This is a genomic window from Methylomicrobium album BG8 (assembly GCF_000214275.2).
In the GTDB taxonomy this organism is placed as follows: domain Bacteria; phylum Pseudomonadota; class Gammaproteobacteria; order Methylococcales; family Methylomonadaceae; genus Methylomicrobium; species Methylomicrobium agile.
This window is the reverse complement of record NZ_CM001475.1, coordinates 800,548-814,171: the sequence shown is the minus strand read 5'-3', so window position 1 is coordinate 814,171 and position 13,624 is coordinate 800,548. Positions and strand designations below refer to the sequence as shown.

Genomic DNA, 13,624 nt, shown 5'->3' with positions numbered 1-13,624 from the left:
AGGCTAAACCACAACACACCGCCGTTATTGACTTTGAACGACGAATTGAAGGTTTTGGAATTCTACAAAGTAGTCGATCCTTTCACGGCATTCAATAACATATCGGGCTTTATATCCGGTGTGCTAGGCAGCAAGGAACACGAAATGGTCCACATTAACGACAAAGACATGTTGGTCGCTAAAGGCTTTGACCAATGGTCTTTCAAAACCATGAAAAGTAAACAATCATGACAATTGAAATTGACGGCTCCCAAGGCGAAGGCGGCGGGCAAATCCTACGCACTGCGCTGACTTTGTCGGTCATTACTGGGCAAGCCTTCCGCATTAACAACATCCGCGCCCGGCGCAAGTCGCCCGGCCTGATGCGCCAGCATTTGACCGCCGTGCAAGCGGCGGCAGCCATTTCGGGAGCGGAACTGGTTGGCGCCGCAGTGGGTTCGCTTGAATTGAGCTTTTGCCCACGACATTTACAAGGCGGCCATTACCGCTTCGACATTGGCACGGCAGGCAGTTGTACCCTGGTGTTGCAAACCGTATTGCCGGCGTTGTTGCTGGCGGCGGAAGATAGCCGTGTCGTCATCACCGGCGGCACCCACAATACCATGAGCCCGCCCTTTCACTTTTTACAGCGGGCTTTTTTGCCGTTGTTAAGGCGCATGGGCGCGGAAGTTGATTTGCAGTTGAACCGCTTCGGCTTTTATCCGGCGGGCGGTGGCGAGATCGTCGCCACCATCACGGGCGGCACTCAGCTTGCGCCCTTGCATTTGGCCGAACGCGGAACGGCATTGAATAGCTATGCCGAAAGCTACATCGCGGCCCTGCCCGTCCACATTGCCGAGCGCGAACTGGCCTTGGTCAAGTGGAAGCTGGCTTGGGACAATGAGCAACTTCGACTGCATAAACTCGACAACAACCAAGGCCCCGGCAATGTGCTGCTGCTCACCTTGGAGCACGAACAGGTTACTGAAGTGTTTACCGGCTTTGCCGAACGCGGCGTGCCGGCCGAACATATCGCCCAAAGCGCGGTCGCCCAGGCGCACAAATATCTTGCCAGCGCGGCGGCGGTGGGCGCCAACTTGGCCGACCAATTGCTATTGCCCTTGGCCCTGGCGGGCGGCGGTTCGTTCACTGCCACCGAATGGAGTCAACACGCCGACAGCAATGCGGAAGTCATCCAGCGGTTTTTGCCTGTTCGTATCCTGTCCAAGCCAACCCATACGGACTCAGTAGGGGTGGAAGTGGCTGGACAATAAAGCTTGGCGAGATAGGCTGGCTAGAGCATTTTCATATCGCCTATAGGGAGATAATGCCGTTAAGTCAAACCGTCATCTCGGCAGGGATTCATGCCAGGCTTTCCTGCCTGGCCCCCTTCGGGTCAATGCAAATCTGTTCCAGACAGATTTGTGCCGAGATCCAGACTGCAGGGATGCATTAAAGCTTGCCATCCCTGGCTTCTGGATTCGGCAACCGCTCCCTGCGTTGCTCTCGATCGCGTGTTCCTGACGCGATCTACCTCGCCCTTCCTTGGGCTCGTATCTCCTGCATCCCTGCAGTCGTCCGGCAATCCCTGCCGGAATGACGCGTTTCCCCTCACTTTGCGGTATTGATTATGATCGTACACCCAAAACGAAAATGCTCTAATGTTTGTTGTCTCGCTTTGGACTGAGAAATCAAGGCTTAAAGGAGCATGACGAAATGATAAACAATCCTTTGATGAAACAGGCAGAAGCCTTTGACCAATTCGAGTTGAAGATTGACATTAAAGCTTCTGACACGTCGAACCAACCACACTCTGTGTAACACCAGCGGTCTTTTATCAATGGCAATGAACTACAACGCCTGGTGGCCGCCATCGAGGCTCAAACGCTGGATGAGGTGCGAAGCGCGCTGGCCGCAGCGCAAACTCCAATGCCTATCATGGTGCGTATTCCATGCTAGGGCTACATGACAATCATGGTTGTGATATTACGGACAGGTATTTGGCAGAACAAGCTGCCGCTGAAATAACAGACAGAAAACCGAACTCATGATAACCCAACGCTATTTCATCATCGAACCGAAATATTCCGACCCCGATACATTCTGTCATTTCATTGTCGGCAGCGACCGGGTACGGGCTTCCATTCAAATCTACGCCGACCGGTGCATACTTGACGAAGTGGCTACTGCACTCTTAGCTCCGTCGCTAAAGGAGGAAACAGCTCGCCCTTTCTTTGTCGATTACAAGGATGACGATGATCTCTTTCATTTCTTCCTGACGGTTCTGCCGCATGAAGGCAAAAACAGGTGCCTTCGCTTTTGTATCTTTCAGGGCTTCCTTGATGACAGCGCACCGTTCCGGGCCGACATCCGTTTCAACCTCACGCCGGAGGAGGCTGAAGAGCTCGCCAACGATCTGAAAGCGTGGTGCGCCAACCCGGTGTATCAATTTGTATGGAAAGAGGATTAGACAACGCCATGAACAATGAAGAAAACACGCCATTCATTCCTGTCCTCACCGTAATGGTGGACTACGGCAATGCGCCGTTCCTGTGGTGGGTCAAGAGCCCAGACGAACGCGGCGTCGGTGGTAATATCTGCGACGGCGCCTATTGGGATGAGTCGCTCCCGGTGTCGGAAGGGCTATGGCAGAAGTTCGCGGTTTGGGCCATCACGTTCGACCGAACATCGTTCTACTCGGACGACTTCGATGCCGATAGCTGGGACTGGATCGCTTTTAATGTGCGCGGCCTGCAACTGTCGCGCTGGCTCAAGGAAGAAGTGGGAAACGCCTACCGCGTCGTTTATATCAAGCCCGGCGAGGACCCCAACCACAGCATCGACGAGCGCACCGAAATCCTCGCCGGTGGCTGGCTGTCGCCACTGCCTTCGTTCCGCAGGCTGTACCAGACATTTCCCGACCCGCCGCGTTTCTGCCAACACATTGTCTCCGGCGGACAGACCAGCGCGGATCGTGGCGCGTTGGATTTCGCCATCCATCATGGCTATCGCTACACGCACGGTGGTTGGGTACCACGCGGACGCAAAGCCGAGGACGGCATCATCCCGTTGAAATACCAGCTCACCGAATTGGCCGATGGGGGCTACCGCCAGCGCACCCGCCGCAACGTGGAAGACAGCGACGGCACCCTGATTGTCAATCTGGGCGAACTGGAAGGTGGAACGTTAGCGACCCAAGCCTTCGCCCAGCAGATAGCCAAACCACATCTCGTCGTACAGCTCGATGCCGGTGTTACGGCGGAAGCAACGGCCAGCGTACTTGCTTGGTTGCGTACGCACATCATTAAGACCCTGAACGTTGCCGGCCCGCGTGAGAGTAAGCGGCCGGGCATTTACCACCTGACCGTCGAACTGCTCAAAGCCGTTGATGTCGCGTTTAAGACCTAAATTTGTGCTGACAATTGCAACACAAAAACCGAGCATAAATAGCCCATTACCCTCCGGTCATTTGAAATGAAAACAGAATAACTTTCCGCCGAGGTCAATATCCATCTTCGCGGCCGTGCCGCCGAATTGCTGGGTTCCAATCGCTCGCAATTTATGTTGGCATCGGCGCTGAAGGAAACCAAGAACGTCATTCTTGACCAAAGCGCATTCCATGTCGATAACAAAACGTTTAATCAGCTATTGGATTTGCTGGTTCGGAGGCCAGCCAAGAACAGCTTGAGGGTATGAAACGCTTACATTCCACATCATTGCCCTGATCGCGTGACTAAGGGGCGGTAAAACGATAATCTAGCCGCAGTTAGCCAGCATGTCTCCTATAAACTGGCTGTAGCCGTCCTTTATGGGCAAATCGAAGTCTACTTTTATGCGGCTTCGATAGGCTGTTGCAGGTTCACCGGTCAGCGGGTTCATCGCCGTTTTTTCATAGCTTTCCCAATACACGCCCGTGCCGCGTTTTTGCCAATTGGGGAGGTCGTTGAAGTTGACGCCTTTCTGGAAAAGCAATTCGTTTTTCTCGGCCACTGATTTTTTAGATAAAGCTGTGGTCGCGTTCTGAACCGATGCGCCTTCCTTGCGAAGGCTCCAATAACAATGGGCATTCAAGGCGTTTCGGCGGGCATCTTCCTGCCGCCACCGAAAATAATCGATGACCAGTTGTTGGGTCGGCAGTTGGCAAATCCGGCAATCGAAAGCGGCGACATCGCCCAAGAGCAAGCTGAATTTCGCGCTGGCTTCTCCTGCCAGGATGGAATTCAGCTTGCGTTCCTTGCGCTCAAACAGGCCGTCATTCAGATCAAGCCAAAGCGAAATTTCATCGCTTTGGGTATAGCCGTAATTGATCTTGAACCCGCATTGCATCAAGTGTTTGACAGTCTCGATCATCATATCCCGAAACTTCAGGTCAAAAGGCGCTTCAAGCCGATGCTTGTCCTTGGTCAAGGTAGTAAAGCAACGCCCATCAATGCGGGCGACGATGTGGATGCCCGGCAACACGCAGTGGTCGTGCGCGGTCTCGAACACGCGCATTTTTCGGTCAAGCTCACTGAATTTCATGTTTCCAGCCTTCTACCTTGAAGTGGTTGTGGTGGATGCTCACATAATACAACTGGTCAAACCCTTCTGCGTATTCCGGCAACTCCAGTTTATTGTAAGTGCCCTTGAGACCAGCCTCGGGAATGTTTCCCTTGCCTGTTCGCAAGGCATTCCTCTTGAGGCAGGCTTCCAGATTGGCCGCGAAATAATAGCCAATGACTTCAAATCGATGTGTCTTAAAGCCTTTGATGTATTTTCCCCGCTCTTGTCTGGTTGGATTGGTGTTGTCAATCACCACGGGTTGTTTTGCCTCCAGGCAGGCATGGAGCAGCAGATTTTCCCGATGACGGGTTTTCAGCATGTCCATGCTCAGCCGGATATGGGTCTTGGCAAATTGCTGAAAATAAAACGTGGTTTTGCCGCTAGCTTGCAGTCCAATGAGAATAATGCCTTGCATGGGGTGAAGGGGAATTGATTTTTTCTTGCCAGTTGTTTCTGCTTGGGAGCTGAAAAGGGTATCAGGTAGCCGCGCCAGTATTTAGTGGATGATCGCCGATTACCATTCGATCCTTTTTTCAGCTTCCGCCAGCAAAACGGTCAGATAGTCAGCCACCTCGTTCAGCTTCGTCTCGTACTCTTCCATCAGCCCGGCCCGCTCGATCTTCTCCACGAGATCATCCAACCGCTTAAAGGCATACATGTCAGTCTTTGACGGCAAGGATGCGATCTCCGCGTCGATCTCGGAGCGGGTATTGGATACTTGGCCTTTTACGGCTTCCGATGTTTCAGATGCCTCATTAAGCTTAGGATAGCTATTTAAAAGAAGCTCTAACTGCCCTATATCTTCCGCATATTCCCTAGAAGATCAAAAACTGTATACGCTTAAAGATAGATGTCGTGTCTTTAAAAAATCCCAATACAGGGAAACCATGGACAGGAGACAGACAAATCAGGAAGTTTTGGGGATGGGCTCTTAAGCGTACAGGTATTCGTTACCGTAAACCCTATCAAACTCGTCACACTTATGCCTGCATGATGTTTTGACTGCATGTGAATCATTGGCCTGGATAAGTTGGCAGATGGGTCAGGCTCAGTCATCATAACAACAAAGTCTTATGCGCGATTCATTAAAGACAGCCTGCCCGATGCAGGCAACAAAGCGGTGGAGATGTTCACATAAAAAACAGACATTCATTTCGATTTATATCTGTTTATTTCGGTTTTAATGTACGTTTTTCCCTGAAAATACTAATTTCATTGGTCGGGACGAGAGGATTTGAACCTCCGACCCCTTGCACCCCATGCAAGTGCGCTACCAAACTGCGCTACGCCCCGATGATTTGACAACTGCTCGGGCACGCCGCCTTTGCAATTTATAAGATAAGGATAAAACCGGCTTTTGAAAAAAGCCGAAGAGGGAGAATTATATTACAGCCGACCTTATTTAAGCAATTCCAGAATGTCTTCGAGTTCTACGACCATCTGGTGGATCAGTTGCTTGGTGCGGGTCGCGTCCTCTTTGTGCTGGTCACTGGTCAGGTGTGCCCTGGCGCCACCGATCGTGTAGCCCTGCTCGTACAGCAGGGAACGGATCTGGCGGATCATCAGCACGTCGTGACGCTGATAATACCGGCGGTTGCCCCGGCGTTTGACCGGGCTCAGTTCGGTAAATTCCTGCTCCCAGTAGCGCAGTACATGGGGTTTGACGGCGCATAGCTCGCTGACTTCACCGATCGTGAAGTAGCGCTTTGCCGGGATGGGAGGCAGTTCGTTATTATGACTCGGTTCCAGCATAGGCTTCTACCCGCGCTTTGAGTTTTTGTCCGGACCTGAATGTTACCACACGTCTGGCAGTAATGGGTATTTCTTCTCCGGTTTTCGGATTTCTTCCCGGACGGCTATTCTTGTCGCGCAGTTCGAACTTGCCGAAACCGGACAGTTTGACTTGCTCGCCGCGCTCCAGAGCGGTTTTGATTTCTTCAAAAAACAGCTCCACGATATCTTTGGCTTCACGCTTGTTCAAGCCGAGCTCTTCGAAAAGTTTTTCAGCAAAATCAGCTTTGGTTAATGCCATTTAATCAATCCCTCAACTTCGCACCAATTTTATTTTTCAAGTTTTCCAAAAGCTTACTAACTATAGCATCGATTTCGGAATCTGTCAGCGTCTGTGAATAGTCCTGCAGAGCCAAGCTCAGGGCGATGCTCTTGTGGCCTTCGTCGACGCCTTTGCCGCGGTATACGTCGAAGGGGACGACAGTTTGCAGCGCAGGTTCCCGGAGCTCGCCAATGCAATTCGTGATCTGTTCGGCGGTGACATCCTCCCTGACGATCAGCGCCAGGTCGCGCCGTACCGACGGATATTTCGACAGCGGCGTGAACCGGGCCTTCTGTTTGGCGAGCAATGTGTCCTGATCCAGCTCGAACAGGAATACCCGGCCGTCGAAGCCGAACCGTTTTTCGAGATTCGGGTGCAGCATGCCGATCAGGCCGATCAGTTCACCGTTCGGGGCCAGAATTTCGGCGGTCTGGCCGGGATGCAGCGCCGGATGTTCGGACGGGACGAAGCGTGCGGCGCAACCGGTCAACGAGAACAGGGCCTCGACATCGGCCTTGACATCGTAGAAGTCGACCGTTCGGGACGGCTCGCCCCATTGTTCGGGATGTGCGCTGCCGAGCGCTACGCCGGCCAGCATTTTTTCCTGCAGCACTTGGCCCTCGAACCGGACGAAACGCAAACCGGTTTCGAACAGGTGGACCCGGTTCTGCTGCCGGTTGACGTTATGCTGGGCCGCCTTGATCAGTCCGCACCAGAGCGTGCCGCGCATCACCGACAATTCGGAGGAAATCGGGTTCTGCAGGGTGATCATGTCGGCGCCCGGCGTGATCGCCTGCTGCGTTTCCGCATCGACAAAGCTGAACGTGATCGCTTCCTGATAGCCGCGGTCGACCAGCAGGTCGCGGGCGCGATCCAGCTCCAGCAGCGATTCGCTCGCCTTGTGCAGTTCCGTGCGCACCAGCAGGCGATTGCTCGGCAGGTTGTTGTAACCATAGATGCGCGCGATTTCTTCGATCAGGTCGGCTTCGATCGCGACATCGAAGCGGAAGCCGGGCGGCGTTACGTGCCAGCCGTCCGCAGTCGTTTCGACCGCCATGCCCAGGCGGCGGAAGATGCCGGAAATCTGTTCGTCGCTCGGCAACAGACCGAGCAATCTTTCGATTCGCGCGCGGCGGAGTTCGACCGGAAGCCGTTTCGGTAGGTGGGCTTCGGAAACCGCCTCGCCGATCAGGCCGGCGCTGCCGCCGGCGATTTCGGTAATCAGTTGCGTCGCGCGTTCGATCGCACGTTCCTGCAGAAACGGATCGACGCCGCGCTCGAAGCGGTGTGAGGAATCGGTATGCAGGCCGAAGCGGCGCGCCTTGCCGGCAATGCTTTGCGGCGTAAAAAACGCGCATTCGAGGAAGATGTTCCGCGTTTCCCCGCCAACCGCCGATTCGCTGCCGCCCATCACACCGGCCAGGGCCAACGCGCGCGCGTCGTCCGCAATCACCAACGATTCGGGATCGAGCTTGACCGTCTGACCATTGAGCAGCGCCAGTTCTTCGCCGTCTTTCGCCCAGCGCACATGGATGCTGCCGTTCAATTTGTCCGCATCGAATGCGTGCAAAGGTTGTCCGAGTTCGAGCAAGACATAGTTGGTCACGTCGACCACCGGACCAAGGCTTCGGAGGCCCGAGCGCCGAAGCCGTTCCTGCATCCAGAGCGGCGTTTCGGCTTTCGAATTGACGCTCTTGATCAGACGGCCGAGATAGCGCGGGCAGGCATCAGTCGCATCGACGGCAATATGCAGCGTATCGCGATGCGCGGCGGACGCCTTTTTCATCGGTGCGCCTTGCCAGTCAATTTGATTCAGCACCGCGACTTCGCGGGCCAAGCCTTCGATGCTCAGGCAGTCGGCCCGGTTCGGGGTCAGAGCGACCTCGATCAGGTTATCGTTCAGCGACAGGTATTCGCGGATGTCGGCCCCGACCGGCGCGTCCTGCGCGAGCTCCATCAGGCCCTGTGATTCTTCGGCCAGACCGAGTTCCTTTTCGGAGCAAAGCATGCCGTAGGATTCGACCCCGCGCAGCTTGGATTTCTTGATCTTGAAATCGCCCGGCAGCACCGCACCGATCAGCGCGGCCGGAATTTTCAGGCCGGGACGCACGTTGCTGGCGCCGCAGACGATTTGCAGCGGCTCGCCCTGCCCGACTTCGACCTTGCAGACGCGCAGGCGGTCCGCATCGGGATGCTGCACCGTTTCGAGCACTTCGCCGACGACCACGCCGCTGAACACCGCGGCAGCCGGGGTGACCGAGTCGACTTCGAGACCGGCCATGGTCAATTGCGCGACCAGTTCTTCGGTGCTGACGACCGGATTGACGTAAGTTCTTAACCAAGCTTCACTAATTTGCATGACGTACGGCTACTTACTTGAATTGTTGCAGGAATTTCAGATCGTTTTCGAAAAACAGGCGCAGGTCGTTGATGCCGTAACGCAGCATCGCGAGCCGTTCGACGCCCATTCCGAACGCGAAGCCGGTGTATTTTTCGCTGTCGATGTCGACCGCCTTGAACACTTCGGGATGAATCATCCCGCAGCCCATCACTTCCAGCCAACCGGACTGGCCGCAGACGCGGCAGCCCGAGCCGTTACAGATCACACATTCGATGTCGACCTCGGCCGACGGTTCGGTGAACGGGAAATAAGACGGCCGGAAACGGACCCGACTGTCTTTCTCAAAAAAGGCCTGCAGAAAATCGTAGATCACGCCTTTCAGGTCGGCGAAGCTGACGTCGCGGTCGACCAGAAAACCCTCGACCTGATGGAACATCGGCGAATGGGTCAGATCCGAATCGCAGCGGTAAACACGGCCGGGGGCGATCACTTTGAGCGGCGGCTCTTCGGACTCCATCACCCGAATCTGCACCGGCGACGTGTGGGTCCGGAGGACGGTGTGCGCATCGAAATAAAAGGTATCGTGCATCGCCCGCGCCGGATGGTGGGCGGGAATGTTCAACGCCTCGAAATTATGATAGTCGTCCTCGATCTCGGGGCCTTCGACGGCTCTGAAACCGGCGCTGGTAAAAATCTTCGCGATCCGCCGCAACGTGGTCGTGACCGGATGCAGGCCGGCAACCGCCTGGCCTCGTCCCGGCAGGGTGACGTCGATCCGCTCGCTCGCCAGCCGGGTGGCCAGTTCCTTCGCCTCGAGCACTTGCTTGCGGCCGTCCAACTGCTCCTGGAAACGGTCTTTCGCCTGATTGATCTTCTGGCCGGCTTCGCGGCGCTGGTCGGGATCGAGCGCGCCGAGCTCCTTCATCAGCTGGGTCAATAAGCCCTTCTTGCCGAGGTAATGAACGCGGACCTGATCGAGTTGCGTAAGGTCTTGGGCATCCGCAAGCGCTGTCGAAGCTTGCGCGAGAATTTCTTCAGGAGTGAAAGACACTGCTTGGCTCGCTGCTGGAATGGGAGAAAATGGAGTTACGCTAACACGACAAAGCGGCTGCGGATCGATCTCCGATCCGGCCGCTTTGTCTGACAAAACACTTATAAATTGCCTGACATATCCGCTGGGGTCACGCACAGGATGGGTAGAGCGAAGCGAAACCCATCATTAAGCTTTCCCTCATGAGTTTCGACGATGGGTTTCGGCTGGCGCCTCTCGGCAACTGCTCCCTGCGTTGCTCTAACTCCTGCATCCCTGCAGTCGTCGGCAACCGCTCCCTGCGTTGCCCTGCCTCCTGCATCCATGCAGTCGTACCCACCCTCCGCTCTACCTTCGCATTCCGCCCACCTCGCAGGGTGAAACGGACGGAGCTTCTTCGATGCGGACCAGCCGGTTTACAGCGGGCTGACGTTGGCTTTCGCGATCTTGGCGATTTCGGCGAAAGCGTCCATGTCGCGTACCGCGATGTCGGCCAGCACCTTACGGTCGATCGCGACGTTCGCGTTCGACAGGCCGTTGATCAGGCGGCTGTAGGACAGCCCGCATTGTCTGGCGGCGGCGTTGATACGCACGATCCACAAGGCGCGGAACTGGCGTTTTTTCTGTCTGCGGTCGCGGTAAGCATACTGGCCGGCCTTGATGACGGCTTGCTTCGCAACGCGGTAGACCCGGCTGCGGGCACCGTAGTAGCCTTTGGCCTGCTTTAAAATTTTCTTGTGTCTCGCTCTGGCGGTAACGCCGCGTTTCACTCTAGGCATCGTGATTCTCCCGGCTTAGGTGTAAGGCAGCATGCGGGCTGCGCTACGCACGTCGGATGGATGAATCGAAGCCGGACTACGCAATTGGCGTTTCCGCTTGGTGCTTTTCTTGGTCAGAATATGACGCTTATGCGATTGGCCGCATTTGAAACCGCCGTTGCCGGTGCGTCTGAAACGCTTGGCTGCGCCGCGGTTGGTTTTGATTTTTGGCATTTGTTTGCTCCAACGTTAACAATAAAAATCCCTGAGAAAATAACCCAGCAAGGCAAAATGCATGGCCCTGAAGAATTAGGCGCATCGAATCGATGTTAAGATGCTGGCAGATTCATCCTGAAGCTGCAGGAAAGATTCAGGCCCGTCGGGTGCGGGTGCGCGCCGACGGGCCTGCTTGAATTTTACTCGCGTTATTTTTTCTTTTTCGGGGCCATTACCATAATCATTTGACGGCCCTCCATCTTCGGAAACTGCTCGACGACCGCAATGTCTTCCAGATCCTTTTCGAGCCGCTTTAGCTGCTCCATGCCGATTTCGCGATGCGCCAGTTCGCGTCCGCGGTAGCGCACGGTGATCTTGGTCTTATCCCCATCGTTCAGAAACTTGATCAGGCTTCTGAGCTTGACCTGATAGTCGCCTTCGTCCGTACCCGGCCTGAATTTGATTTCCTTGACCTGAATCTGTTTCTGCTTTTTCTTGGCAAGGGCCAGTTTCTTGTTCTGCTCGAACTGGTACTTGCCGTAATTCATGATCTTGCAAACCGGAGGATCCGCATTGGGCGATATTTCGACCAGATCCAGATCGGCCGCATAGGCCAACTGCTTGGCTTCTTCCAATGAAATGATGCCCAATGACTCGCCATCGGCACCTGTCACCCTCACCCGCTTGGCGGTGATCGCATCGTTCAGGCGGATTTCATCTTTTTTAGCAGCGATACCTAGATCCTCCAGCTACACTCATTTTCTGTCCGCGACTTCCTGGCCCAGCCGTTCGCCGAATGCCTCTATCGCCAGACTACCCAAATTGCCACCCTTTTGCGTGCGCACCGTAATCGTCCGATCTTCGAGCTCCTTGTCGCCGATGATCAACAGGTAGGGTATACGCTGCATCGAGTGCTCGCGGATTTTAAACCCGATCTTCTCATTTCTCAAGTCAATTTTGACTCTGAAGCCCCGTTTTTCAAGGGTTTTCATTACCTCGACCGCATAATCGTCGTGACGGTCCGCGATCGTCAGTACGACGGCCTGCACCGGCGCCAGCCAGACCGGGAAAGTGCCGGCATAGTGTTCGATCAGAATGCCGGTAAAACGCTCCAGCGAACCGAGAATCGCCCGGTGCAGCATCACCGGCGTTTGCCGCGAGCTGTCCTCGGCGATATAAGCCGCGCCGAGGCGGCCGGGCATCGAGAAATCGACCTGGATCGTACCGCACTGCCAGACCCGGCCGATGCAGTCCTTCAATGAAAATTCGATCTTCGGGCCGTAGAAAGCGCCCTCGCCCGGCTGCAAATCCCACTTCAGGCTCTTGTTGTTCAAGGCCAGTTCCAGCGCATTTTCGGCTTTGTCCCAGACCGCATCGTCGCCAACCCGGCTTTCCGGACGGGTCGACAGCTTGATGACCACCTCGTCGAAACCAAAGTCTTTGTAGACGTCGAACAGCATGTCGATAAAATTCGACACCTCGTCCTGAATCTGCGCTTCGGTACAGAAAATATGCGCATCGTCCTGCACGAAGTTTCTGACCCGCATCAGCCCGTGCAAGGTGCCGGAAGGCTCGTTCCGGTGACAGGAGCCGAACTCGGCCAGACGGATCGGCAGATCGCGGTAGCTTTTCAGCCCCTGATTGAAAATTTGAACATGGCACGGGCAGTTCATCGGCTTGATCGCGTAATCGCGGTTTTCCGAATGGGTCGTGAACATGCCGGCGCTGAATTTGTCCCAATGCCCGGATTTCTCCCACAGCGAACGGTCGACGATCTGCGGTGTCCTGACTTCGCCGTAGCCGTTCACGCGCAGCTTCTCGCGAATGTATTGCTCGATCTGCTGATAGATCGTCCAGCCTTTCTCGTGCCAGAACACCATGCCGGGCGCTTCTTCCTGGGTATGGAACAAGCCCAGGGTTTTACCCAATTTTCGGTGATCGCGTTTTTCGGCTTCTTCGAGACGCGTGAGGTAAGCCTGCAACTCTTTTTTGTCGCCCCAGGCGGTGCCGTAGATGCGTTGCAGCATTTCGTTTTCGGAATTGCCGCGCCAGTACGCCCCGGCAATCTTCATCAGTTTGAACGCTGTTAGCTTGCCGGTGCTCGGCACATGCGGACCGCGGCACAAATCGGTAAAATCGCCCTGCGAATATAAGGAGATGGACTGATCGGACGGAATCGATCCGATGATCTCGGCCTTGTAATTTTCGCCGAGTTCGCGGAAATATTGCACCGCTTCGTCGCGGGGCATCAGCGCGCGGCTCACTTTGCAGTCGTCGGCGGCCAGCTTCTGCATTCGGGCTTCGATTGCTTCGAGATCTTCCGGCGTAAACGGGCGCTGATAGGAAAAGTCGTAGTAGAAGCCGTTTTCGATGACCGGGCCGATCGTGACCTGGGCGTCGGGGAACAGCTGCTTGACGGCCTGGGCCAGAAGATGGGCGGTGGAGTGACGGATGATGTCGACGCCTTCGGCATCCTTGGCAGTGATGATCTGCAGCGAGGCATCCCGATCGATCAATGCGCTCGCATCGACCAGCCTGTCGTTTACCTTACCCGCCAGAGTCGCCTTGGCCAACCCGGCACCGATGGACTGCGCAACTTCCAGCACAGTGACCGCGCGGTCGAAATCGCGCCTGGAGCCGTCGGGAAGGGTGATTACTGGCATGCTAGATCAACACAATTCGAATTCGGTTTCCGCAATAAAAAA

At 55.2% G+C, this 13,624-nt stretch carries 15 protein-coding genes and 1 tRNA gene; 4 read left to right on the top strand and 12 right to left on the bottom strand.

Annotated features, from left to right (window positions below):
* Window positions 1–227 precede the first annotated feature (227 nt).
* The 4 genes from rtcA to METAL_RS22070 all read left to right on the top strand — a co-directional run bounded on the left by rtcA (window position 228) and on the right by METAL_RS22070 (window position 3,675).
* Window positions 228–1,253 (top strand): RNA 3'-terminal phosphate cyclase, encoded by a 1,026-nt coding sequence (rtcA, locus tag METAL_RS03480; RefSeq protein WP_005369671.1) that lies wholly within the window; start codon window positions 228–230, stop codon window positions 1,251–1,253.
* A gap of 773 nt (window positions 1,254–2,026) precedes the next feature.
* Window positions 2,027–2,449 carry a hypothetical protein gene (locus METAL_RS03475; RefSeq protein WP_005369668.1) on the top strand — a complete coding sequence of 141 codons (423 nt, stop codon included), beginning with the start codon at window positions 2,027–2,029 and terminating at the stop codon, window positions 2,447–2,449.
* An 8-nt stretch (window positions 2,450–2,457) separates the two neighbouring features.
* The gene (locus tag METAL_RS20415; protein ID WP_005369666.1) at window positions 2,458–3,387 is read left to right on the top strand and encodes a putative molybdenum carrier protein; all 930 of its coding nucleotides are present in this window, start codon (window positions 2,458–2,460) and stop codon (window positions 3,385–3,387) included.
* A gap of 153 nt (window positions 3,388–3,540) precedes the next feature.
* Window positions 3,541–3,675: a type II toxin -antitoxin system TacA 1-like antitoxin gene (locus METAL_RS22070; protein ID WP_213069443.1), complete on the top strand. Its 135-nt coding sequence runs from the start codon at window positions 3,541–3,543 to the stop codon at window positions 3,673–3,675.
* Window positions 3,676–3,735: 60 nt separating this feature from the next.
* Here METAL_RS22070 and METAL_RS03460 read toward each other — a convergent pair whose 3' ends face one another.
* From METAL_RS03460 to thrS, 12 genes are all read right to left on the bottom strand, one after another.
* The gene (locus METAL_RS03460) at window positions 3,736–4,500 is read right to left on the bottom strand and encodes a tRNA(His) guanylyltransferase Thg1 family protein (RefSeq protein WP_005369664.1); all 765 of its coding nucleotides are present in this window, start codon (window positions 4,498–4,500) and stop codon (window positions 3,736–3,738) included.
* Window positions 4,487–4,936, bottom strand: coding sequence for an ATP-binding protein (locus METAL_RS03455; protein ID WP_005369662.1), 450 nt, complete (start codon window positions 4,934–4,936; stop codon window positions 4,487–4,489). Before METAL_RS03455 ends, METAL_RS03460 begins: the two co-directional genes overlap by 14 nt.
* Before the next feature lie 99 nt (window positions 4,937–5,035).
* Window positions 5,036–5,197, bottom strand: a complete 162-nt coding sequence (locus tag METAL_RS20405) for a hypothetical protein (protein WP_157203419.1) — start codon at window positions 5,195–5,197, stop codon at window positions 5,036–5,038.
* A 540-nt stretch (window positions 5,198–5,737) separates the two neighbouring features.
* Window positions 5,738–5,814: transfer RNA gene (locus METAL_RS03450), tRNA-Pro, on the bottom strand.
* A gap of 105 nt (window positions 5,815–5,919) precedes the next feature.
* A complete protein-coding gene (locus METAL_RS03445; RefSeq protein WP_005369656.1) occupies window positions 5,920–6,273 on the bottom strand; it encodes a MerR family transcriptional regulator in 354 nt (117 codons plus the stop codon).
* Window positions 6,254–6,553 (bottom strand): integration host factor subunit alpha, encoded by a 300-nt coding sequence (gene ihfA, locus METAL_RS03440; RefSeq protein ID WP_005369653.1) that lies wholly within the window; start codon window positions 6,551–6,553, stop codon window positions 6,254–6,256. Before ihfA ends, METAL_RS03445 begins: the two co-directional genes overlap by 20 nt.
* A 4-nt stretch (window positions 6,554–6,557) precedes the next feature.
* Window positions 6,558–8,933, bottom strand: a complete 2,376-nt coding sequence (pheT, locus tag METAL_RS03435) for a phenylalanine--tRNA ligase subunit beta (RefSeq protein ID WP_005369651.1) — start codon at window positions 8,931–8,933, stop codon at window positions 6,558–6,560.
* 13 nt (window positions 8,934–8,946) lie between these two features.
* The gene (pheS, locus tag METAL_RS03430) at window positions 8,947–9,966 is read right to left on the bottom strand and encodes a phenylalanine--tRNA ligase subunit alpha (protein WP_005369649.1); all 1,020 of its coding nucleotides are present in this window, start codon (window positions 9,964–9,966) and stop codon (window positions 8,947–8,949) included.
* A 395-nt stretch (window positions 9,967–10,361) separates the two neighbouring features.
* Window positions 10,362–10,724 carry a 50S ribosomal protein L20 gene (rplT, locus tag METAL_RS03420; protein WP_005369647.1) on the bottom strand — a complete coding sequence of 121 codons (363 nt, stop codon included), beginning with the start codon at window positions 10,722–10,724 and terminating at the stop codon, window positions 10,362–10,364.
* Between the two features lie 15 nt (window positions 10,725–10,739).
* On the bottom strand, window positions 10,740–10,937 hold the full coding sequence (gene rpmI, locus METAL_RS03415) for a 50S ribosomal protein L35 (RefSeq protein ID WP_005369644.1): 198 nt from the start codon (window positions 10,935–10,937) through the stop codon (window positions 10,740–10,742).
* A 191-nt stretch (window positions 10,938–11,128) separates the two neighbouring features.
* Entirely contained in the window at window positions 11,129–11,593 is a 465-nt protein-coding gene (infC, locus tag METAL_RS03410) for a translation initiation factor IF-3 (protein WP_281023975.1), read from the bottom strand.
* Window positions 11,594–11,674: 81 nt separating this feature from the next.
* Window positions 11,675–13,582 carry a threonine--tRNA ligase gene (thrS, locus tag METAL_RS03405; RefSeq protein WP_005369640.1) on the bottom strand — a complete coding sequence of 636 codons (1,908 nt, stop codon included), beginning with the start codon at window positions 13,580–13,582 and terminating at the stop codon, window positions 11,675–11,677.
* Window positions 13,583–13,624 lie beyond the last annotated feature (42 nt).

Excerpts from the sequence above, each read along its gene's own strand:
- pheT (WP_005369651.1), bottom strand. The coding sequence starts at position 8,933 with ATGCAAATTAGTGAAGCTTGGTTAAGAACTTACGTCAATCCGGTCGTC.
- rplT (WP_005369647.1), bottom strand. The coding sequence starts at position 10,724 with ATGCCTAGAGTGAAACGCGGCGTTACCGCCAGAGCGAGACACAAGAAA.
- rpmI (WP_005369644.1), bottom strand. The coding sequence starts at position 10,937 with ATGCCAAAAATCAAAACCAACCGCGGCGCAGCCAAGCGTTTCAGACGC.
- thrS (WP_005369640.1), bottom strand. The coding sequence starts at position 13,582 with ATGCCAGTAATCACCCTTCCCGACGGCTCCAGGCGCGATTTCGACCGC.
- ihfA (WP_005369653.1), bottom strand. The coding sequence starts at position 6,553 with ATGGCATTAACCAAAGCTGATTTTGCTGAAAAACTTTTCGAAGAGCTC.
- METAL_RS20415 (WP_005369666.1), top strand. The coding sequence starts at position 2,458 with ATGAACAATGAAGAAAACACGCCATTCATTCCTGTCCTCACCGTAATG.
- METAL_RS03460 (WP_005369664.1), bottom strand. The coding sequence starts at position 4,500 with ATGAAATTCAGTGAGCTTGACCGAAAAATGCGCGTGTTCGAGACCGCG.
- rtcA (WP_005369671.1), top strand. The coding sequence starts at position 228 with ATGACAATTGAAATTGACGGCTCCCAAGGCGAAGGCGGCGGGCAAATC.
- METAL_RS22070 (WP_213069443.1), top strand. The coding sequence starts at position 3,541 with ATGTTGGCATCGGCGCTGAAGGAAACCAAGAACGTCATTCTTGACCAA.
- METAL_RS03445 (WP_005369656.1), bottom strand. The coding sequence starts at position 6,273 with ATGCTGGAACCGAGTCATAATAACGAACTGCCTCCCATCCCGGCAAAG.
- METAL_RS03455 (WP_005369662.1), bottom strand. The coding sequence starts at position 4,936 with ATGCAAGGCATTATTCTCATTGGACTGCAAGCTAGCGGCAAAACCACG.
- METAL_RS03475 (WP_005369668.1), top strand. The coding sequence starts at position 2,027 with ATGATAACCCAACGCTATTTCATCATCGAACCGAAATATTCCGACCCC.